The organism is Sphingomonas sp. SP4 (genome assembly GCF_058313375.1).
On the sequence record NZ_JBZFLE010000001.1, the window covers coordinates 350,766 to 371,770 of the forward strand.

Consider the following 21,005-nt stretch of genomic DNA (forward strand, 5'->3'; position numbering starts at 1 on the left):
CGGCAAGCGTGCTGCCCAGGTTAAACCCCTGCTTGCGCAGGGGAGTGACATTCAACAGGACGGGCGCCTTGCTCATCGCGGACGACGTCGGAAACATCGTATGGCGTTCGAGCTACACCGGCGGAGCCGCTCCCCGCCACGCGTCGCCACGGCGTGGGCGAGCACGACGACCAAGAGCTGTTGACGACCAGACTAGGCCGCGACTGCCGCCTTAAGATCGTCGACCAGGTCAACACGCTCCCACGGGAAGTGCTGGCCGTCCGGCTTGCGACCGAAGTGGCCATAGGCCGCCGTCGCCTCATAGATCGGGTTGTTGAGCTGGAGGTGTGTGCGAATGCCGCGCGGGGTCAGGCCACCCAGTTTCTCGATGCGGTTGATCGCATCTTCGATCTGCTCGTCGCCGACGGTGCCGGTGCCGTGCGTGTCGACATAGAGTGACAGCGGCTTCGACACGCCGATCGCGTAGGCGAGCTGGATGGTGCAGCGGCGAGCAAGACCCGCAGCCACGATGTTCTTGGCAAGATAACGGGCCGCATAAGCTGCCGAACGATCGACCTTGGTCGGGTCCTTGCCTGAGAAAGCGCCGCCGCCGTGCGGGGCTGCGCCGCCATAGGTGTCGACGATGATCTTGCGGCCGGTTACGCCCGCGTCGCCGTCAGGTCCGCCGATCTCGAAGCTGCCGGTCGGGTTGATGTGGTAGACCGTCTCGTTGCCGAGCAGCTGCTGCGGCATCACGCGGGAAACGACGTCCTTCACGTATGCGTGAAGCTCGGCCTGCTTCTCGCCGCGGTCGTAGCCCGGCTTGTGCTGCGTCGAGACCACGATGGCGGTCGCCTTGGCGGGCTTTCCCTCTTCGAAACGCAGGGTAACCTGGCTCTTGGCGTCCGGCTCAAGGAACGGAGCGGCGCCCGAGTGGCGGTCCTTGGCCATCTCCATCAGGATCTTGTGGCTGTAGTCGAGCGTCGCGGGCATCAGGTCCGGCGTCTCGTCGCACGCGAAGCCGAACATAATGCCCTGGTCGCCAGCGCCTTCATCCTTGTTCTCACCGGCGTCCACGCCCTGTGCGATGTGCGCGGACTGCGGATGGAGGTGATTGGCGAAGTCGAAGCGGTCCCAGTGGAAGCCTTCCTGCTCGTAACCGATACGCTTCACGACGCTGCGCGCCGCCTGCTCGATTTCCTCGCGCACGCCCGGCGCCCAATTGCCGTCCTGGTCCATGATGCCCTGGCCACGGATTTCGCCGGCGAGGACGACGCGGTTGGTCGTTGTCATGGTTTCACAGGCGACGCGGGCCTCGGGATCCTTCGAGAGGAAGAGGTCGACGATGGCGTCGGAAATCTGATCCGCGACCTTATCCGGATGGCCTTCGGAAACCGATTCGGACGTGAACAGGTAAGAGCTGCGCATGAGGAAAAAGCGAGTCCTTCGATGTGGGATATAAAGAAAGCTTTATATGACCGCTCTAGCGGCGGCGCGTGCCTAGCACAATGCCGCCGAGGATGAAGCCGAAACCGAGCAGTATCGGAATGAGATTTCCGAGGCGCGCGAAGGGCGTCTTCGCGTTGGCGGGCGGCGGGAGAACCGCGTCGATCACGCCAGCCGTTCGCCAGGGGAGCTCTTTCACGACGCTCCCGCGAGCATCCACGACAGCGCTTACCCCGGTCGGCGTAGCGCGGAGGACGGGAAGACCTTCCTCGGCGGCGCGCAGACGTGCCTGGGCGAGATGCTGCGGCGGGCCCCAACGGCCGAACCATGCATCGTTCGAAGGATTGAAGATGAAGGAGGGACGGTTGTTCTCGTCCGCGACGTGGCCCGAGAAGATGATCTCATAGCAGAGCTGGAAACCGATCTTGCCCCACTGATCGCCGAGATAGATCGTCCGCGGGCCGGGGCCAGACGTAAAGTCGATGTCTCCGGGAGCGAGGCGGGACAAACCGATTGCTGAGAGCAATGGCCGCATCGGCAGATATTCCCCGTAGGGCACCAGATGAGCCTTGTCGTAACGACCGAGGATGCGCCCGCCAGGGCCGAGAGCGTAGACACTGTTTGCCGCTCCGTTGACGTTCACGCCATCGCGCGACGCGATCGCGATCCCTCCTGTCAGCAGCAGGTCATTCGGACCGAGCAGCGAAGTTGCGCGGGTCCGCTGGAACAGAGCCATCGCTTGGTGCTCGTCGGTACGCGCATCCTCCACCGGGTCGGTAATCGCAGCCTCCGGCCAAAGGAGAAGACGCGCATCGGCTCCTGGCGGTCCTGATAGCGTTGCCAGCCGGCGAGCTGCTTCTGCGTCGAAGCCCGGCCGCCATTTGTCTTGCTGACCGATGTTCGGCTGAACGACGCGGACGTTGCGGACGGCGAGGGGATCGGGTGGAACGGCGGACGTGGGGAGGATCCACAAAACGGCCGTCACCCCGAAAATCGTCACAAGCGGCAGCCAGCGCCGGTAATATTCGAGCCAAACCGCCCCGCCGAACAGCACCACGAGACCGGACATCGCGTATGTGCCGAGAAGGGGCGCAACGCCTGCTAGCAGAGGCGTCGGTACCAGCGCGGCCGCTGCAGGGTTCCAGGGGAAGCCCGTGAACATCGTGCCCCGCAGCCATTCGGTGATCGTCCAGGCGCCCGCGAGCACGAGCAGGAGCGCAACGCGGTCGTTCCGCCCGAAGCGCCAGGCGAGACCGGCAGCGATCGCCGGATACACCGCCAGGTAAATTGATAGCAGGACGACCGCTACCCATCCGAGCCAAGCGGGCATGGCGGCTTGATAGGTAAAGGCGGTCGCAATCCAGTTCAGGCCGACCACGAACTGGCCCAGCCCGAAGGCGTAGCCGACGAGCAGCGCGCGCCAAAGTGACCTCGATCGGTGAATTAACTCGCAGAGCAGGCCGAACGCTACTGGAAGCAGTGGCCACCAGCCGACGGGCTCAAAACCGAACGCAGACACTGCGCCTGTTACAAAGGCGTAAAGCACATAGAGCATCAGATCGGATGGCTAGCCGTTACTGCGGACCAACGAAAGCCTCGACAATCCATGCTGTGCCGAGCAGGGGCAAGGCGATGAGCCTTCCGCCATTTCATCTTGCATTTCCCGTCGACGATCTCGGCGCCGCTCGGCGGTTCTATGGCGAGCTTCTGGGATGCCCTGAAGGTCGGAGCGCACCAGAGTGGGTCGACTTCAACCTGTTCGGTCATCAGATCGTGGCGCATCTGGTCCCGGAGCCCTCGTCGCGCAAACCCACCAACGCGGTCGATGGAGAGGATGTGCCTGTCCCGCACTTCGGCATCGTGCTGCCGATGGAGGAGTGGGAGAAGCTCGCGGAACGCCTCAAGGACGCGGGCCAGGAATTCGTGATCGAGCCGACCGTTCGCTTTACAGGCCAGCCCGGCGAACAGGCGACGATGTTCTTCCTCGATCCAGCCGGCAATGCGCTCGAATTCAAGGCAATGGCCGACCCCGCCAAGCTGTTCGCGAAGAGCTAGCTCTCAGTAACCTCGCGCTCGGGCGCGTGAAGGCGGACGCGGATGATCCGGCGTGGATCCGAATCCAGCGCTTCAATGGTCCAGCCCGAGGGATGGATCACGCATTCGCCCTGAGCCGGGATATGCCCGGCAAGAAGAAAGACGAGACCCCCAACGGTGTCGACCTCGTCCTCATCGGACGACAGGCGCGGATCGACCGCTTGCGCGAGCTCATCAAGCTCGAGGCGTGCATCGGCTTCCCACAGTCCTTCGTCGATCATCGTGAGCATGCCGGCTTCGGCCTCGTCGTGCTCGTCCTCGATGTCGCCAACGATCTCCTCGACCACGTCTTCGATCGAGACGAGCCCCTCGGTGCCGCCAAATTCGTCGACGACGATTGCGAGGTGAATGCGCTGATGGCGCATCCGTGCGAGCAGTTCGATCACACCCATGGATTCGGGGACGAACAATGGGTCGCGCATCAGCGCCTGCATCGAACGATCGCGGTTCGGGTCGACGCTCGCCATGAAGACGTCCTTGATGTGGATCATGCCGATCACATCATCGAGGCTCTCGCCGTAGACCGGCAGGCGACTGTGCCCCGCGTCAGAGAATGCGCGAACCAGCTCTTCGAAGCTGATACTGGACGGAACGGCAATGATATCGCCGCGCGTTACGCAGATGTCGCCCGCCGTCTGCTCGCCGAAATGCAGCAGGTTGCGGAGCATCTGGCGTTCGGCGGGCGAGAGATCACCTGCGACTGGCCGAGACTCTTCGGCCTCGTCGATCGCTTCCTCGATTTCCTCGCGCAGGGTCGGCTCCGACTCATCGCCGAAGATCAGGTGGCGCATGCCCCGCCAGAGGCGCGACCCGCCGTCGTCCTGACGCGTAGCCATCAGGCCGTTACCTCATACGGATTGGCGATGCCGAGGCGGGCGAGGGCGCGCACTTCGCGGTTCTCCATATCCGTTGCTTCAGCATCGTCGTGATGGTCGTACCCGAGGAGATGCAATGTTCCGTGGACCATCAGGTGCGCTGCATGCTCCTGGAAAGACACGCCTTTTTCGGCTGCTTCGCCTTCGCAAACTCCGTGCGCAAGAATGATGTCGCCGAGCAACAATTCTCGCTCGGCAACATTTTCATCCCGTAGCTCATACTCCTCCGCCATCGGGAAGGAGAGAACGTTGGTCGGCTTGTCCTTGCCGCGCCACTCGGAGTTCAGCGCGCGGACGTGATCGTCGCTGGTCAGCCGCACCGATAGCTCGATGGGACGCCCGGAAGTCGCGAGATCCGGGAACGCGCTCTCCGCGATCGCCGCTTCAGCCGCGCGCTGCGCGAGCTGCTCCCAGGAGTTGCTACTGTCCCATTCCTCGTCAGCTTCGACAGCGACTTCGAGCATCATCGTCCCGGTCCCTCATAGGCTTCCACGATGCGCCCGACGAGCGGGTGTCGGACGACGTCCGCCGACGTAAAGCCGACGACGGCAATGCCCTTGGTGTTCGACAGCCTAGACACGGCGTCCGCCAGCCCCGACTTACCCGGATCGGGAAGATCCACCTGATGCGGGTCGCCACAGATGACCATGCGGCTCCGCATGCCGAAGCGGGTCAGGAACATCTTCATCTGCAGCGGCGTGGTGTTCTGCGCTTCGTCGAGGATGATGAAGGCGTCGTTGAGCGTACGGCCACGCATGAAGGCCAGGGGTGCGATTTCGATTTCACCGGACGCGATGCGACGCTCGACCTGCTCGGTCGGCAGCATGTCGTAGAGGGCGTCGTAGAGCGGGCGAAGATAGGGATCGACCTTCTCCTTCATGTCGCCCGGCAAGAAGCCCAATCGCTCGCCGGCTTCAACGGCCGGACGTGACAGGATCAAACGGTCGACGCTGCCGCTGATCAGCTGCGACACAGCCTGCGCAACCGCGAGGTAGGTCTTGCCGGTGCCTGCCGGGCCGAGCGCGAAGATCATGTCGTCTCGGGCAAGTGCCTCCATATAGACGGTCTGAACCGTTGATCGCGGGACGATCGTCTTCTTGCGCGTGCGGATCATCACGCGCGGGGCAGAAGTCACCTCGTCTTTGACGATGCCGTCGAGGTTCGGCTGGGCCGCCATGCCGAGCACCGCTTCGACCGCTTCGGCGTCGACGTCGTGACCCTGGTCAAGCCGATTGTAGAGGCCGGTAAGCACGTCGCGGGCGCGCGACGCGGCGTCGGCTTCGCCCTCGATTTGCACGCGGTTTCCACGGGCTGAGATGTGGACGCCAAGCCGGTTCTCGATCGTGATCAGGTGCCGGTCGTAGTCGCCGAACAGCGGGCCAAGTAGGTAAGGCTGTTCGAACTCGAGCTCGAGACGGGCGCGGTCAGGCACGGCAGCCAGGTCGCGTCTTGCCATCAGGCGGCTTCTTTCTGACAAACTGCGCCGGTCATGCTGTTGGGACCTCCTGCGACGAGCGTCACATCGACAATCTCGCCTGGCTGAGCCGATGTTTCGACGTGCACGGACTGGAGCCAGGGCGAGCGTCCGATCATCTGACCGGGATGCCTGCCTTTGCGCTCAATGAGTACTTGCGTGTTCACGCCCACTTTCTTTGCATTGAACGCAAGCTGGTGCGTGTTGATCCGTTCCTGCAGCCGCTGCAGGCGCTCGTCCATGACCTCGCGCGAAATCTGGTCCTCCATGCTTGCGGCGGGCGTGCCAGGCCGCGGGCTGTACTTGAACGAATAAGCCGCAGCGTAGCGGGCTTCGTCAACGATCTGCAGCGTCGCTTCGAAATCTTCTTCCGTCTCACCCGGGAAGCCGACGATGAAGTCGCCCGAAAGAGCGATGTCAGGACGGGCAGCCCGCATCTTCTCGAGAATAGCGAGATAGGTTTCGGCCGTGTGACTCCGGTTCATGGCCTTGAGGATCCGGTTCGATCCCGACTGCACCGGAAGGTGGAGATAGGGCATGAGCTTCTCGACATCGCCATGCGCGGCAATGAGCGCGTCGTTCATGTCCATCGGATGGCTCGTTGTGTAGCGAATTCGCTCCAGACCATCGATCTTTGCCAGCTCTCGGATCAGTTCCGCCAGGCCGCGATCGCCCTCGCTCCACGCGTTCACGTTCTGGCCGAGCAGCACGATCTCGCGAGCACCTGCATCCACCAGCTCATTCGCCTCCTGGACGATGTCACTCCAAGGGCGGGAGATCTCCGCACCACGCGTGTAGGGCACAACGCAATAGGTGCAGAATTTATCGCAGCCTTCCTGAACGCTGAGGAATGAGCTTGGATTGGCGCGGCGGCGCGCTGGCAGGGCATCGAACTTGCTGATCGCCGGCATGTCCGTGTCGACCGGACGAGCGCCGCGGCTTGCCTGCGCGATCATCTCCGGCAGCCGGTGATAGGCCTGTGGCCCCACCACGATATCGATCAGCTGTGAGCGGCGCTTTGCCTCCGCCCCCTCGGCCTGCGCAACGCAGCCAGCGAGGGCGATCAATGGCTTCGACCCATCTTCTCGCCTAAGGCGCCCGACGTCGGAATAGGCCTTGTCCGCCGCTTTCTCGCGGATGTGGCAGGTGTTGAGGACGACAAGGTCCGCGTCGTCCGCCTCAGCGACCGCTGACATGCCCTGATCGGCCAGCATTTCTGCCATCCGCTCGCCGTCATAAACGTTCATTTGGCAGCCGAAGCTTTTGATTTTGAATGTCTTGGGATTCATTTGGCTTCGCCTATAGGCGAGTGGGACTGAGACTTGAAGTCGAGGGTTTCGGCGATGGCCTCACGCGCGGCATGCGCCAGCTGCTTTCGATCCAGCGCGCGGTCGAGCGGACGCAGGGCGTGCACCGTGATGGGCAAGGTGCCGCGACGCCCCAAAATGCGCAGGAGATTGTCCTTGCCGGGCTCCTCGAACCAGCCGACCTCCGCGCTCGCAGAACCGTAATCCACAGCCACGGGCCGAATCTGCACGTCCTTTGCGGCGAAGTTCGCCGCCTCGAGAAGGGTTGAGCGGAAGGGCAAAAGGTAGGTCCCAGGCCCGGTGGTCCCTTCCGGGAAGACGGTGACCGGCTTCTCGCCTTCCAATCCACGCGCCACGGCCAATGCCTGGTCCTTGGCGCCCTTGCGGTGCGTGCGCTTCACGTAAACGGTCGAATTCTGGTCAGCGAGCCAATGGATGAGCGGATGGCCGAGCTCGTGCTTGGACACGAATACGCAACCCGTCGAGCCGCCGAGCACGAGGATGTCGAGCCAGCTGGTATGGTTTGACACCAGCAAGGTGTGACGGCCGATCTTCCTGCCTTTGAGCCTCACCCGCGCTCCGAGGATCCAGGTGACCGCGGCCAGAAAGCGCTGCGGCCAGGGCGAGCCTCCGAGCAGCCGCTTTGTGGCGATGTGGATCGGCCCGCAAACGGCGAACAGAAATACGATCGCCGCGATGCGAAGTGCGGCGAGCGCATTCAGCTGCGCCTGCTGCGGCTTAGCGATCGCGGTCGAGGGCGACGCCGTACAACTCCATGCGATGGTCGACGAGGCGGAAGCCGAGCTTCTCGGCGATCCGCCTTTGCAGCGCCTCTAGCTCATCATCGACGAACTCGATCACATTGCCGGTCTCGACATCGATCAGATGATCGTGGTGCGATTCCGACGCAGCCTCATAACGCGACCGGCCGTCACCGAACTCGTGCCGCTCGAGGATGCCAGCCTCCTCGAACAGCCGGACCGTACGATAGACGGTTGCGATCGAGATGTTCGGATCGACGGCCGAGGCGCGGGCGTGAAGTGTCTCGACGTCGGGATGATCTTCGCTGTCCCCAAGCACGCGCGCGATGGTCTTGCGCTGCTCGGTGATGCGCAGGCCCTTGTCGGCGCACAGCGCCTCGATGTCGATCTGACGGGTCATGCAGCCAAGTTAGGCACGGGACTGCACATCGTCCAGCACGTCAGCGGCATTACTTGCCGGCGCGTGTCCGCTTCCGCTTCGTGCCAAGGCCGATCGACTTCGCGAGCGAACGGCGCTGTTCGGCATAGTTGGGGGCGACCATCGGATAGTCGGGCGAAAGTCCCCACTTCTGCCGGTACTGGTCGGGGGTCATGTTGTAGTGGGTCATCAAGTGCCGCTTGAGCATCTTGAGCCGCTTACCGTCCTCCAGGCAGACGATGTAATCCGGCTTCACCGACGAACGGATCGACACCTTCGGCTCCGGCTTCGGCTCCGGTGCTGAAGATGTACCCGAAATCCCCGTCAGCGCGGCGTGTACGTTCTGAATGAGGCTCGGTAAGTCATTGACCGCAACGCTATTATTGCTGACGTGCGCCGCGACTATGTCGGCCGTAAGCGTCAGCAAAGTGTCGTCGGCACCTTCAATGTCAGCCATGTGGAATTCCTAAAATCGAGCAGAGTCCCCGTACAGCCGGTTAACTGTACGTCATCGCACATTTACGCTTCTCGCTTTAACGGCGCAACGGCTGCTCGAAGTTAAGCTGGTCTCAAACTAAGACTAGAGATCTTGAGAAAAAGTCAGGGCGTCGAATCGCTTTCCATCTGGCGCATGGTAATAGTTGCGCCTACGCCCAACAGGGCGGAAACCCGCTTCGCGATACATGTCGACGGCAGGATTACCGTCGCGAACTTCAAGGTGGACGCGCTCCACACCTTGGCTGCGCGCGCGATCCATGAAGTCGTCAAGTAGCCGCCTACCTATGCCCTCGCGATGACGATGGGGCGTGACTCCAAGGAGGAGCAACTCGGACTCGTCTGCCACGGTTCGCGACAAGGAAAAGCCGATCGCTTCCCCGCTTTCGCGGTCGCGCGCTACGACCAAGCAAACTCCGCTCATCGGCAGGATGCCAGCACATTGAGAGCGCGTCCAAGCCTCGCCGAAACGGTCGCCGAAGGCCGTGGTCATTACTTCCATGACATCATCGAGATCGCCCGAATTGCCGATTCGCAAGTTCACTCGAGCATCGAGCGCGGGCGTGGCCATCAGGCCGCCTCCTTCGCCTTCGCGTCGGGCGCGCGGGCGTAAACCGGTTTCGCAGGAAGACTGCGCAAGTTCGCAGGGAGTTTGAGCGCGTCAGCGGCCGCCGGCCATGCTTCGCGCGCCTCGCCCCAGCCACGTGCATCGACGAGCTGGCGAGCGCCGGAACCGATAACCAGATTGGCGGAGGTCGCAGCGGCTGCTGCTGACGGCACAAGGTTGCGAAGCTCCGACGTCGGCTCGCCCGAGGCGAACTGCTGCACGAAAAGCTCGCCGTGGCCGCCGATGACCGACACAGCGACGTCCTGGTTCGTATCAACGCCCGCGGCCAGCAGTGCGAGCGAGGACATGCCGGCTAGCTCGGCATCCCAGCCAATCGCCAAGCCATGCGCTGCTGCGATTCCCACGCGGATCCCGGTGAAGCTTCCGGGGCCCACGCCGACGATAATGCGATCAGCTGAGCGGCCGCCCATCAGTTCGGCGATCATTGGCACAAGGCGCTCAGAATGGCCGCGCCCGATCAACTCGTCGCGGCGTCCGACGCAGCTTCCTGATCCGTCGAACAATGCGGCGGTACAGGCGGCGGTCGACGTGTCGAACGCGAGAATCATCAATGGGATAGTGGGCACAAGCGGCGCGAAGCCGCAACCCCGTTAGACCGCTTCGACCGATTCCACTTCAGGAACGTAGTGACGAATAAGGCTCTCGATGCCGCGCTTGAGCGTCACGGTCGATGACGGGCACCCCGAGCAGGCGCCGTGCATCGACAGGAAGAGCCGGCCGTCACGATAGCCCTTATAGGCGATGTCGCCGCCGTCCTGCGCGACCGCTGGGCGCACGCGCGTTTCGATCAATTCCTTGATCTGGTCGATAATGTCGGAATCGGCCGGATCCTCTTCGAAGTCGCTGTCATCGGCGATGTGGATCCCGGCAGCAGTGCCGGCTGCGAACAGAGGCGCTCCGCTGACGAAATGGTCGAGCAGGGTCTCGATCACCAGCGGCTCGAGATCGGTCCAGGACACACCGGGCGCCGCGGTCACCGAAATGAAGTCATGACCGTAGAAGACGCCTTCCACCAATCCGCTGTCGAACAAGGCCCGGGCTAAGGGCGAGACTTCAGCGGACTCGGCATCGGCGAAATCGCGTGTGCCCGCATCCATGACCGGCTGCCCGGGAAGGAACTTGCGGGTCGCGGGATTAGGCGTCTGCTCTGTGTGGATCAGCATGCGCGCGATGTGGCGCTTTGCTCCCGTCCCTGCAAGGGAGCGTCAGAAGAAGTGATGCCACATCTGGACGACCGCCCACCATGCCGCGGCGTAAGTGACTGACAGGAGGGCGATGGCGCCGATCGTAGCGATGGCGCCGAGGATGGCGAGAACGCCGTCGCGGTAAATGAGCGCCAACGCAAAGAGGGTTAGCGCGAGCGCAGGCGCATGGTTTCCAAGAGGGATTGGAAGCCAGAGGATCATCGACAAAATCAGACTGATGACGCCGATGACGCGCGCAGCCCGATGGTCAGTGAGGCTGCACAGGCGCGGCCTGAAAATGCGCTCGATGCGGCTTTCCCAAGGAGCGATCTTATTGGCGATCCTGAGCAGATGGTCCGTCCCGATGCCGCGCTTGTCGAGCTTCTCCGGGAACCAGGGCCGGTGAACAGCGAGCGCCATCTGCGCCGTAATGATGAGCAGCGGGACGCCAGTAACTGCAGTCGCTCCCGGTGGCAGCGGAAGCAGGTTGATCGCGGCGAAGATGAGCAGAAGGCCGCCCCAGGCGCGATCGCGGAGCCGGGCAGACAGCTCGCTCAGCGTCAGCCGGTCGCCGGCATGCTGTTCCAGGATGTGATGCAGTAGTTGCGAGAACGGAAGCGGCCGCCCCGCCGGCAATGTCGCTTCGGTCAACTCATTGGCTCCTGACGCTTACCGGTTATGCATACAAGCGCCGGCTGAATTTACTACTAACCCAAGATCAGAAGGGCGGAGCGCCCGCAATCACCCACCGCGTGAAGCTTATCCCAACGGCAAGGCAGATCACCGCAACCCACCACTTACCGGGACGCATCGGCTGGACGGCTGGGTCCAGCAAGGCATGACCCGTGATCATCGGCTTCGTGAGGCGTTTTCCCCGCAACCGATAGAAGATGATCGCTACGATGTGCAGCGTGACCAGTCCGAGAATGACGTTAAACCACAGCTCGTGGATGTCGCGAGCGCTGTCGGACGTGTCGGAGCTGACGAGACGGGAAAGGGGGCCGGCGTAAATGCCGTCTTCGTCCTGCGACACCAGGCCAAGCCCGACCTGAATTGCCAAGGCAGCGAAGAGTGCGATGACGCTGAGTGCACCAAGCGGCGTGTGCCCGATGCCGCTCCATTCACCTCTCAGATAGCGCAGGACGTGCTTCGGTCCGCGCACGAACGAGCCGAACCTTGCGGTCGAACTCCCGACGAAGCCCCAGAGGAAGCGGAAGATCAGTAGCGTCAGGATCGCGCAGCCCGACCAGATATGCCAGTCGGTGTGGTGGTTCTCGATCGACCACCAGCTGAAGAAGATCAGCGCAGCAAGCAGCCAGTGGACCAGCCGGACCGGCAAATCCCAGACCGGCTGCTTTAGCGGTTCTTGGCTCAGTGGTGCATCTCCGAGCGATACTTGTCGTGGCACGCCTTGCAGGTGCCGCCGAGGTCGCCGAACTTCCCCTTGATCTCGTTTACGTCATTGCCCTTGGCGGCGGCGTTGAACGCTTGAGCTGCCCTCTGGAAGCCCGCGTCCTTTGACGCAAAGTCTTGCGGGTTCTGCCAGATTTCAGGCTTAGCGCCGGTCTTGCCGAGTTCGGGACCGGTGCCTTTAGGAAACCAGCCGGAGGATTTCTGCGCCAGGTCGGCGATCGTCGCGGCGGAAGCACGCACGGTGGCGAGGTTCGGTGAACTTCCGTCCAACTCGCGCTTGATCGCCTTCGCGTTCTTGCCGATCGATTCCATGCCCTCATGGCGCTCGTGCATGATCTTGAGCGCCTGGTCCTTGCTTGGAGTGGCAGCGAGCATAGCCATGCCGTTGGAAGCATTTGCGGTCGGCGCGGGCTGGGCTTCGTTGCTGATGTTCGCCTGACTATTGTTCGCTTGGCTCGTCTGCGGCCCGCCGCAACCCGTCAGGAACACGCACCCCGCAGCAGCGGCAATCAAAGCAACGCGCATAAGCTCTCCTTGGTTATTCGGGCACTTTCCAGCTGTCGTCGATCATCTTGATGATGCCCGAGAAATCCTTGTTCCCGCCACCACGGTCGACGAAGCGCTGATAGAGTTCTTCGGCCTCGCCGCCCATCGGCGTGTAAGCCCCCACGCTCCGAGCGGCATCAGCGGCCAGCTTCAGGTCCTTGAGCATCAGCGCGGCCGCGAAGCCGCCCTCGTAATCGTGGTCGGCCGGGGTATCCGGCCCCACGCCGGGCACAGGCGCATAGCTCGTCATCGACCAGCTCTGGCCCGACGCCTTGGACGAAATGTCGAAAAAGACCTGCGGATCGAGCCCCAGCTTCTGCGCAAGGATAAAGGCCTCGCAGGTCGCAGCCATCGTCGCGCCGAGTATCATGTTGTTGCAGATTTTCGCAGCCTGGCCCGCGCCGAGATCGCCGGCATGGATCACGGCTTTGGCCATCGGATCGAGGAAGGTCTTTGCCTTCTCGAACTCCGCATCGCCACCACCGACCATGAAGGTGAGATTTCCGGAAGCTGCTGCAGCAATGCCGCCCGACACCGGCGCGTCGAGGAATTCGAAGCCCTGCGCCTTCATCGCCTCGCCGACCTCGCGAGCGCTGGCGACGTCGATCGTCGAACAATCGATCAGAAGCGCCCCCTTTGCAGCGTTCGGCGCAACGTCATTTTCGTAGACGGCGCGCACGTGCTGCGCGGCCGGGAGCATGGTGATGACCACGTCGGCGCCCTTCACGGCATCGCCGGCATAGGGAGCTGCGGAACAGCCACCTTCAGCTGCCTTCTGTACCGCGTCAGGTACCAGGTCGAATGCGCGGACCTCATGCCCGGCCTTGGCGAGGTTCGGCGCCATTCCGCCGCCCATGTGCCCGAGCCCGATGAAAGCGATCTTCGCCATTACTTACCCTTCCAGTTACCCGGCCGCTTCTCGACGAAGGCGCTCATGCCTTCCTTTTGGTCCTCGGTTCCGAACAGGCCGTGGAACAGGCGGCGCTCGAAGCGGATGCCCTGCGAAAGCGGGATTTCGAAGGCGGCATTGACCATTTCCTTCACTGCGATCGCAGCGAGCGGCGGCATGGCTGCGATCGCCTCGGCGGTCTTCAGCGCCTCGTCGAGCAGGTCAGCGGCAGGCACGACTTTCGCAACCAGGCCGGAGCGTTCAGCCTCCGCGGCGTCCATCATCCGGCCCGTGAGGCACATCTCCATCGCCTTTGCCTTGCCGACGGCCCATGTAAGGCGCTGCGAACCGCCCATGCCCGGGGTCACGCCCAGCTTGATCTCCGGCTGGCCGAACTTCGCGCTGTCCGCAGCGATAATGAAGTCTGCCATCATCGCGACTTCGCACCCGCCGCCGAGCGCATAGCCTGACACCGCCGCGATCCACGGTTTGCGCGTGGACGTGACCTTTTCCCAACCCGCGAAGAAGTCGGAAGAGTACATGTCGGCGAAAAGCTGCTGCTCCATCTCCTTGATGTCGGCGCCAGCGGCGAAGGCTTTCTCCGACCCCGTGAGCACGAGGCAGCGTTGCGACGGGTCGGAATCATAGGCTGCGAACGCTTCGATCAGCTCTCTCAGGATCTCGCTATTGAGCGCGTTGAGGGCCTGCGGGCGGTTCAGCGTGACGAGCGTCACGGCTCCGCGCTGCTCGACGAGGATCGTGTTAAACTGGCTCATTCTCGGTCTCCGGGAAGGGCGTCCACGCCTCAGTTGGGGGAAGCGGCTCGAAGAGCACGTCGAGCATCTCGTCCGTCACTTCTTCGGGGGTTGCCGGCTCCCACTTCGGGTCGCCCGTCTTGTCGATCAGCAGCGCACCCACGCCCTCACGAAAGTCGTGGGTACGCACCACGCGCCCGGCGAGCGCATATTCTTCTCGCATCTCGTCGGCGAAGCTGGTGCGCTTGGCCCCCTCTGCGAGAAGCCGCAACGATACCTTGCAGGACAGCGGGCTCTTGGTCTTCAGCGTGGCGAGTTCGCTCTCCGCCCAATCGCTTTCATCAGCGTCGAGCGCTGCAATCACATCCTCCAGGCAATCAGAGGCGAACAGCTTCGCGATCTGCGGGAGGTTCTGCTCGATCTTGGCGTCTGGGATAATCGACGCCGCCGCGCCGAGCGCGCCTTGTGCGCGCAACGGCGCCTTCATGATTCGCTCGATCAGGTCCGGAATGCCAGCCTGTTCGACGTAATGGGTGGCGAGCCGGAGGTAGTGGCATTCGCCGCCGTCCAGCCGCGCCCCCGTCAACGCCATGAACTGGCCGACGCGGCCCGATAGGCGGGACAGATACCAGCCGCCGCCGACGTCGGGGAACAGGCCGATACCTGTCTCCGGCATTGCAAGCCGCGTGTTCTCCGTCGCGATGCGCAGGTCGCAAGGCATGGAGATGCCGACGCCGCCGCCCATCGTGATCCCGTCCATGATCGCAATGGTCGTCTTCGGGTAGGTGAAGAGAAGGTGATTGAGACGGTACTCAGCGAAGAAGAAACGCTTGGCGTCTTCCGCGTCGGTGTTCCCGCTACGCGCCAGCATGACCACGTCGCCGCCCGCGCAGAAACCGCGGCCTTCCGCATGGTCGATAAGGACCGCCTCCACCGCGGGGTCGCTGCGCCACTTGAGCAAGGCTTCGCTCATCACTTCGCACATGGCGGTGGTGAGGGCGTGAATGGCCTTGGGGCGGTTGAGTCGGATCCGTCCGACACCGCTCTCGACACCGATCAGGACGTCGTCGGTCACTGGCGCAGCATGTCCCGGCTGACGATCACCCGCATGATCTGGTTGGTGCCTTCGAGGATCGAGTGGACGCGGAGGTCACGCCAGAAGCGCTCGATCGGATAGTCCATGAGATAGCCGTAGCCGCCATGAAGCTGCAGCGCGCGATCGACGACCGAGGATCCGGTATCGGTCGCAAGACGCTTGGCCATGGCCGCGAACCTCGTCTTGTCCGGCGCATTGGCGGTGACTTTCGCCGCGGCGACATAGAGCAGGTAGCGTGCAGCCTGTAGCTCCGTCTCCATGTCGGCCAGGGTGAACTGGGTCGCCTGGAAGTCGGCAATGGGCGTGCCGAACTGCTTGCGATCCTTGGTATATTTGACGGCCTCATCGAGACAGCGCTGGGCGCCTCCGAGTGAGCAGGCCCCGATATTCAGGCGGCCGCCGTCGAGACCCATCATCGCAATGCGGAACCCTTCGCCCTCACCGCCGACGCGATTGGCGACCGGCACACGGACCTCGTCGAAATTGACTTGGGCAGTCGGCTGCGAATGCCAGCCGAGCTTCTTCTCCTGGGCGCCGAAGCTGACGCCGTCCATGTCCTTCTCGATCACGAGGCAGGAGATGCCCTTCGGACCTTCCTCGCCGGTGCGGACCATGGTGACGTAAATCTCGTTTTCGCCGCCGCCGGAAATGAAGGCCTTGGATCCCGAGACGACATAATGGTCACCGTCGAGCACCGCCTTGGTCTTCAACGCGGCGGCGTCCGATCCTGATGACGGTTCCGTCAGGCAATAGCTGCCCATCCGCTCCATCGTGATCATCGACGGCAGATACTTTTGCTTCACCTCGGCCCCGCCGAAGCGGTCGATCATCCAGCTCGCCATATTGTGGATCGAGATGAAGGCACTGGTCGACGGGCAGCCATAGGCCATGGCTTCCATGATCAGTGCGGCTTCGAGGCGGCCGAGACCGATCCCGCCGCTTTCTTCGGAGACGTAGATCGAGCCGAAGCCCAGCTCCGCCGCCTCGCGGATCGTATCGCGCGGGAAGATGTGCTTCTCGTCCCACTCGGCCGCGAATGGCGTGATCGCGTCGGCCGTGAACTTGCGGGCCATCTCCTGGATCTGGAGCTGGTCGTCGGTCAGGTCGAATTGGGTCATTGCGCGGGCGCTCTAGCCCGCAGGTTCGTGCCGAAGCAATCCTTGGCGGCGCCTTCTAGCGAGGCGATCTTCAGTAGCTAATAGGAATTAGCGGATGCGTTGACGTCATTGACGTCCGGATTGTCCTCGCCCGCCTCGAGCTCGTTCGCTGAATCGCCGCTGCTCTCGTCGGGCGGGAGCGTCTCGATGTCGGCGCCTTCAGGAATGTTGCCGCTGGTATCGATGGAAACGTTTTGCTCGGACGCTTTCTCCTGCTTGTGACAGGCAGCTCCCGCCATCAGACCGGCGACCATCAGCAGCTTGAGCGCCGCGCGCATAAACATCCTCCGCAGCAGTGAACCGCGTTCCTAACGCCCTTTTAAACCTCAATATCCCTTCTGACGCTAGTAGCTGCGCCCGGCGAGACAGTTCACCTGATGGTCGGCGCCGTCGTTGAAGTTCGCCTTGGCGAAGAACCAGCGGTCATTCTTGAAGCCGCGGAAGGCGCTGCTCGTGACTCGAAGCGCGAAGTTCGTTTCGTCTGCGACGGTGTAAGCAACGCCGTCGCCGATGCTCTGCTGAATGACGGCAGTGCCACCGTAATTCTTGACGACAGGCCCCGCATCGGGCCTCGTCCCATTGACGATATTGACCTCTCCGCCGGACAGAACGAGCCGGGTCGCCTGAGGCGCCTGCCCCTGAGGCAGCACGAGCGCACGTTCGCCCCCGGTCAGGTGGACTGCGTAGCCACCACCGCAGAAATAGCCGGGACCGACATATTCAACCGTTCTCGGACCGGTCCATTGAAGCAGCGCAGCCCCCGCAAGCGCCATCAAGATCATATCTGCCCCCGTTGTTCAGTTTACCCCATCGTCGGAATGATGAACGCGCTCTCGCCGTGGGCGCCGCCGTCGGGCCAGCGCTGAGTCACGACCTTGTTCTTGGTCCAGAAGCGCAGGCCTTCCATGCCGTACTGGCCAATGTCGCCGAAGCCCGAGCGCTTCCAGCCGCCGAAACTGTGGTAGCTGACCGGCACCGGGATCGGAACGTTCACGCCGACCATGCCGACGTTCACGCGTGCCGTGAATTCGCGCGCGGCGTGGCCGTTGCGGGTGAAGATGGCGACGCCGTTGCCATACTCATGCTCCGAGGGAAGGCGGACGGCCTCCTCGAAATCCTTCGCGCGGACCATCTGTAGCACGGGGCCGAAGATCTCTTCCTTGTAGGTGCGGAAGCTCGGCTTCACGTGATCGAAGAAGGTGGGGCCGACGAAGAAGCCCTCCTCGTGGCCCTGCAGCTTGAAGCCGCGGCCGTCGACAACGAGTTCAGCGCCCTCGTCGATGCCCATCTGGATGTAATTCTCGACGCGCTCCTTGTGGGCCTTGGTGACGACGGGGCCGTAATGCGCGTCCGGATCGGTCGATACACCGACGCGGAGGCCCTCGATCGCCGGGATCAGCTTTGCGCGCAGCGCTTCGGCCGTCTCCTCGCCGACCGGAACGACCACCGGCAGCGCCATGCATCGCTCGCCGGCCGAGCCGAACGCGGCGCCGGCCAAATCGTTGACGACCTGGTCGAGGTCGGCGTCGGGCATGACGATGCCGTGGTTCTTGGCGCCGCCAAACGCCTGCACGCGCTTATTCACCGCCGTTCCGCGGGCGTAGATGTACTGGGCGATATCGCTGCTGCCGACGAAGCTTACGGCAGCGATGTCCGGGTGGTCCAGGATCGCGTCGACCATTTCCTTGTCGCCGTGCACGACGTTCAGGATGCCGTCGGGCAGGCCTGCTTCCTTCATCAACTCGGCCAGACGGACCGGCACGCTGGGGTCGCGCTCGCTCGGCTTGACGATGAAGGCGTTGCCGCAGGCAATGGCCATGCCGAACATCCACATCGGGATCATCGCCGGGAAGTTGAACGGCGTGATGCCGGCCCCGATGCCGAGCGGCTGGCGCATCGAATAGACGTCGATGCCTGGACCGGCGCCGACGGTATATTCGCCCTTCAGCGCCTGCGGTATGCCGCAGCAGAATTCGATGACCTCGAGGCCGCGCTGAACGTCGCCTTTGGCGTCGGCGATGACCTTGCCATGCTCAGACGAGAGCATGTGCGCGAGCTGGTCCATATTGGCTTCGACCAGCTCCTTGAACTTGAACATGACGCGGGCCCGGCGCTGCGGATTGGTCGCGGCCCAGCCCGGCTGAGCAGCCTTTGCGGCGTCGACCGCCTTTTGCAGGTCGGCAGCTGTGCCGAAGCGGACGTTCGCCTGAACCTGGCCCTGGTTCGGGTCGAACACGTCGCCCTGGCGCTCGCCCGAAGCGAAGCTGGAACCGCCGATGAAATGGTCGATGCTGCGAAGCATGTTACGCGTCCTGATCTGAAGTGCTGTTAAGGGGTCGCGGCTCCCCTAAACCCGCGGACGCTCAAAAGAAAGTTGGCGCGGCGGCAGTCCACCGCCGCGCCGAAATGTCTTACTGATCCTTGGCCATTTTCGCCCGGTAGGCATCAATGCTGATCGGGCGACCGAGGAAGTCGGCGACGAGGTCGGCCGCCGGCTTCGTGCCGCCGGGCGCCAGCACCAGCTTGCGATACTGCTCGGCCGTTGCGCGATCGCGCAGGCCGTTGGTCTGGAACTTGGTGAAAAGGTCGTCCGCGATCACGATCGACCAGCGATAGGTGTAGTAGGCCGCCCCATAGCCCGCGAGGTGCGGGAAGCTCGCCTGGAACTGGGAGAAGGGCGGCGGCGGAAGGGTATCGTACTTGGCCTGCGCCGCGCGTGCCGCCGCTCCAAGATCCGCAGGCGCCGGGCCGAGATAATATTGGAGTGACGTGTTCGACAGGCCGAGCTGGCGCATGTCGTCCATGCCGATGCTGAAGTAGCGGGCACGGTTCATCTTATCGACGAGCTCGCGCGGGATTGTGTTGCCCGACGCGTCCTTCGCAAAGCCCTTCAGCGTGTCATAGTCGAAAACCCAATTTTCGAGCATCTGCGATGGCGCTTCGACGAAGTCCCACTCCGTCGCGACCCCGCTCAGATAGGCCCAGCGCTGGTTCTCGCCGCCGAAGATGCCGTGCAGCAGGTGGCCATATTCGTGGAGGAAGGTCTCCACGTCGCCATGCTCCATCAGCCCCTTGCCCGCCGGCAAATTCATGACGAGGGCAGCAACCGGCACTTGCCCGGCGACGCCGGTGCGCAGCGGCACGGCATTGGCATGCTCATACTTGCCGTCACGCGGATGGGAATCAAAGTAGAAGCGGCCGATCAGCTTGCCGTGGTCGTAGATTTCATAGGCCTCGGCCAGCGGGGTCCAGAGCGGCGTCTTCCACGGCTTGATCTGGACGCCGAACATGTCCTCAGTCAGCTTGAGGATGCCGTCGCGGACATTGTCGTAGGCGAAATACTTGCGGGCCTCCTGACGGTCGTAACCGTAGGACTGCTTCTGTACGAGCTGGCCGAGATAGGCATTGTCCCAGGGCTGGATCTTCGTTGCGCCCGGCTGAAGCTGCTGTAGCACGGCCAGCTTCTTCGCATAGTCGCGGTCGGCTGCCGGCTTTGCCGCACCCGCCATTTCGTCGAGCAGCGACTGAACCTTGGCAGGCGTGTTCAGCATCCGGTCTTCGAAGTTGAGCGTCGCATAGTTCGGGCGGCCGACCAGCGTTGCGAGGTCGTTGCGCGTACTGATGAGGTCACGAAGGACCGGGTCGTTCTGCGGATAAGCGCGCAGCTGATATTCCCGATAGAAGCGCTCGCGAAGGGCGCTGCTCTTCGCGTAGGTCATCACCGGGATGTAGTCGGTATAGTCGGTCTTGAGCGTGATCTTGGCCTCAGCCCCCGGCTTGTGAGCGTCGATGAAGTCCTGCGGCAGGCCGTCGAGTTCCGCCGCCGTCGCGGTGATCGTCCGCTGGCCCTTCGGGATATTCGCCTCGAACTCGGTGCCGAGCTTTGAAGCCTTGTCGGAAATCTCCTGCGCCTTCGCGCGGCCGGCGCCGTCGAGGGCGATACCCGAACGTTCGAACGCGCTGAGCACGCGCGTCAGGTAGAGCTGCGTCGCTGCGTCGTCGGCCGGGGCCTTTACCGCCTTGATCCGCTCGTAAATCGGGCGCGAAAGGTTCAGTTTGGTGAACTCGCTGGCGATACGTACTTCGCACTTCTCGCCGGCTGTCCGGCTCGCCGCGCTAGGCGAAACCTCGCGGTACAAGGTCGATTCCCCGGCAGCATCGCCGAGCCACTGGACCAGGCGATCGTAGGCAAGAAGGGTAGTGCTGACACTCGGCGTGCCCTTGGACGTCTCAAGTGCTTTGCGCATCGAACTGCTTTTGGCGACCGCAGAATTGCAACGGGCATTGATGGCGGCCGCGCTCGGTGCGCCGGTCAGCACTGGCGGACTGATGGGAGCAGCAACAACCGCAGAGCTCAGGACGCTCGAACCGAGCAACAACAGAACGTGACGCATGAAATAGACCCTTCGAGAATGGCAGGCCAGGAGCCTAGCGCCTCGGATGCATCGCGCAATCGGCTGTTCCGAATTGGCTCAGGTGCCGGCTAAG

Annotated in this window: 24 protein-coding genes; 1 reads left to right on the forward strand and 23 read right to left on the reverse strand. The window is 63.1% G+C overall.

Annotated features, from left to right (window positions below; translation table 11 throughout):
• Positions 1–192: 192 nt before the first annotated feature.
• Both metK and lnt read right to left on the reverse strand, forming a co-directional pair.
• Positions 193–1,407: a methionine adenosyltransferase gene (gene metK, locus AC4GYV_RS01775; RefSeq protein WP_491098950.1), complete on the reverse strand. Its 1,215-nt coding sequence runs from the start codon at positions 1,405–1,407 to the stop codon at positions 193–195.
• Positions 1,408–1,462: 55 nt separating this feature from the next.
• A complete protein-coding gene (gene lnt / locus AC4GYV_RS01780) occupies positions 1,463–2,980 on the reverse strand; it encodes an apolipoprotein N-acyltransferase (protein ID WP_491098951.1) in 1,518 nt (505 codons plus the stop codon).
• Between the two features lie 77 nt (positions 2,981–3,057).
• On the opposite strand from lnt, the gene AC4GYV_RS01785 reads away from it, so the two are divergent.
• Positions 3,058–3,480: a VOC family protein gene (locus tag AC4GYV_RS01785; protein ID WP_491098952.1), complete on the forward strand. Its 423-nt coding sequence runs from the start codon at positions 3,058–3,060 to the stop codon at positions 3,478–3,480.
• Here the strand turns inward: AC4GYV_RS01785 and AC4GYV_RS01790 are convergent.
• The 21 genes from AC4GYV_RS01790 to AC4GYV_RS01890 all read right to left on the reverse strand — a co-directional run bounded on the left by AC4GYV_RS01790 (position 3,477) and on the right by AC4GYV_RS01890 (position 20,911).
• On the reverse strand, positions 3,477–4,355 hold the full coding sequence (locus AC4GYV_RS01790; RefSeq protein WP_491098953.1) for a hemolysin family protein: 879 nt from the start codon (positions 4,353–4,355) through the stop codon (positions 3,477–3,479). The genes AC4GYV_RS01785 and AC4GYV_RS01790 overlap by 4 nt on opposite strands.
• Positions 4,355–4,858, reverse strand: a complete 504-nt coding sequence (ybeY, locus tag AC4GYV_RS01795; protein WP_491100362.1) for an rRNA maturation RNase YbeY — start codon at positions 4,856–4,858, stop codon at positions 4,355–4,357. Before ybeY ends, AC4GYV_RS01790 begins: the two co-directional genes overlap by 1 nt.
• On the reverse strand, positions 4,858–5,850 hold the full coding sequence (locus AC4GYV_RS01800; RefSeq protein WP_491098954.1) for a PhoH family protein: 993 nt from the start codon (positions 5,848–5,850) through the stop codon (positions 4,858–4,860). Before AC4GYV_RS01800 ends, ybeY begins: the two co-directional genes overlap by 1 nt.
• Complete coding sequence (gene miaB, locus AC4GYV_RS01805) at positions 5,850–7,157, reverse strand: tRNA (N6-isopentenyl adenosine(37)-C2)-methylthiotransferase MiaB (protein ID WP_491098955.1); 1,308 nt, start codon at positions 7,155–7,157, stop codon at positions 5,850–5,852. The genes AC4GYV_RS01800 and miaB overlap by 1 nt, the downstream gene beginning before the upstream one ends.
• Complete coding sequence (locus tag AC4GYV_RS01810; protein WP_491098956.1) at positions 7,154–7,747, reverse strand: lysophospholipid acyltransferase family protein; 594 nt, start codon at positions 7,745–7,747, stop codon at positions 7,154–7,156. Before AC4GYV_RS01810 ends, miaB begins: the two co-directional genes overlap by 4 nt.
• Before the next feature lie 166 nt (positions 7,748–7,913).
• Positions 7,914–8,336 (reverse strand): Fur family transcriptional regulator, encoded by a 423-nt coding sequence (locus AC4GYV_RS01815; protein ID WP_491098957.1) that lies wholly within the window; start codon positions 8,334–8,336, stop codon positions 7,914–7,916.
• Between the two features lie 49 nt (positions 8,337–8,385).
• On the reverse strand, positions 8,386–8,811 hold the full coding sequence (locus AC4GYV_RS01820; protein ID WP_491098958.1) for a Ros/MucR family transcriptional regulator: 426 nt from the start codon (positions 8,809–8,811) through the stop codon (positions 8,386–8,388).
• Positions 8,812–8,934: 123 nt separating this feature from the next.
• A complete protein-coding gene (locus AC4GYV_RS01825; protein ID WP_491098959.1) occupies positions 8,935–9,420 on the reverse strand; it encodes a GNAT family N-acetyltransferase in 486 nt (161 codons plus the stop codon).
• Positions 9,420–10,025, reverse strand: coding sequence for a tRNA (adenosine(37)-N6)-threonylcarbamoyltransferase complex dimerization subunit type 1 TsaB (gene tsaB, locus AC4GYV_RS01830; protein ID WP_491098960.1), 606 nt, complete (start codon positions 10,023–10,025; stop codon positions 9,420–9,422). The genes AC4GYV_RS01825 and tsaB overlap by 1 nt, the downstream gene beginning before the upstream one ends.
• A gap of 42 nt (positions 10,026–10,067) precedes the next feature.
• Positions 10,068–10,640: a NifU family protein gene (locus AC4GYV_RS01835; RefSeq protein WP_491098961.1), complete on the reverse strand. Its 573-nt coding sequence runs from the start codon at positions 10,638–10,640 to the stop codon at positions 10,068–10,070.
• A gap of 42 nt (positions 10,641–10,682) precedes the next feature.
• Positions 10,683–11,312: an exopolysaccharide biosynthesis protein gene (locus AC4GYV_RS01840; RefSeq protein ID WP_491098962.1), complete on the reverse strand. Its 630-nt coding sequence runs from the start codon at positions 11,310–11,312 to the stop codon at positions 10,683–10,685.
• 67 nt (positions 11,313–11,379) lie between these two features.
• A complete protein-coding gene (locus tag AC4GYV_RS01845) occupies positions 11,380–12,069 on the reverse strand; it encodes a cytochrome b/b6 domain-containing protein (RefSeq protein WP_491098963.1) in 690 nt (229 codons plus the stop codon).
• On the reverse strand, positions 12,033–12,599 hold the full coding sequence (locus AC4GYV_RS01850) for a c-type cytochrome (RefSeq protein ID WP_491098964.1): 567 nt from the start codon (positions 12,597–12,599) through the stop codon (positions 12,033–12,035). Before AC4GYV_RS01850 ends, AC4GYV_RS01845 begins: the two co-directional genes overlap by 37 nt.
• A gap of 13 nt (positions 12,600–12,612) precedes the next feature.
• Positions 12,613–13,509, reverse strand: coding sequence for a 3-hydroxyisobutyrate dehydrogenase (gene mmsB, locus AC4GYV_RS01855; protein ID WP_491098965.1), 897 nt, complete (start codon positions 13,507–13,509; stop codon positions 12,613–12,615).
• On the reverse strand, positions 13,509–14,285 hold the full coding sequence (locus AC4GYV_RS01860) for an enoyl-CoA hydratase (RefSeq protein WP_491098966.1): 777 nt from the start codon (positions 14,283–14,285) through the stop codon (positions 13,509–13,511). Before AC4GYV_RS01860 ends, mmsB begins: the two co-directional genes overlap by 1 nt.
• Positions 14,272–15,339, reverse strand: coding sequence for an enoyl-CoA hydratase/isomerase family protein (locus AC4GYV_RS01865; protein WP_491098967.1), 1,068 nt, complete (start codon positions 15,337–15,339; stop codon positions 14,272–14,274). Before AC4GYV_RS01865 ends, AC4GYV_RS01860 begins: the two co-directional genes overlap by 14 nt.
• Entirely contained in the window at positions 15,336–16,478 is a 1,143-nt protein-coding gene (locus tag AC4GYV_RS01870) for an acyl-CoA dehydrogenase family protein (protein WP_491098968.1), read from the reverse strand. Before AC4GYV_RS01870 ends, AC4GYV_RS01865 begins: the two co-directional genes overlap by 4 nt.
• Before the next feature lie 77 nt (positions 16,479–16,555).
• On the reverse strand, positions 16,556–16,795 hold the full coding sequence (locus AC4GYV_RS01875) for a hypothetical protein (RefSeq protein ID WP_491098969.1): 240 nt from the start codon (positions 16,793–16,795) through the stop codon (positions 16,556–16,558).
• 66 nt (positions 16,796–16,861) lie between these two features.
• Positions 16,862–17,299: a hypothetical protein gene (locus AC4GYV_RS01880; RefSeq protein WP_491098970.1), complete on the reverse strand. Its 438-nt coding sequence runs from the start codon at positions 17,297–17,299 to the stop codon at positions 16,862–16,864.
• A 20-nt stretch (positions 17,300–17,319) separates the two neighbouring features.
• Entirely contained in the window at positions 17,320–18,819 is a 1,500-nt protein-coding gene (locus tag AC4GYV_RS01885; protein ID WP_491098971.1) for a CoA-acylating methylmalonate-semialdehyde dehydrogenase, read from the reverse strand.
• A gap of 109 nt (positions 18,820–18,928) precedes the next feature.
• Positions 18,929–20,911, reverse strand: a complete 1,983-nt coding sequence (locus AC4GYV_RS01890) for a M3 family metallopeptidase (RefSeq protein WP_491098972.1) — start codon at positions 20,909–20,911, stop codon at positions 18,929–18,931.
• Positions 20,912–21,005: the final 94 nt, after the last annotated feature.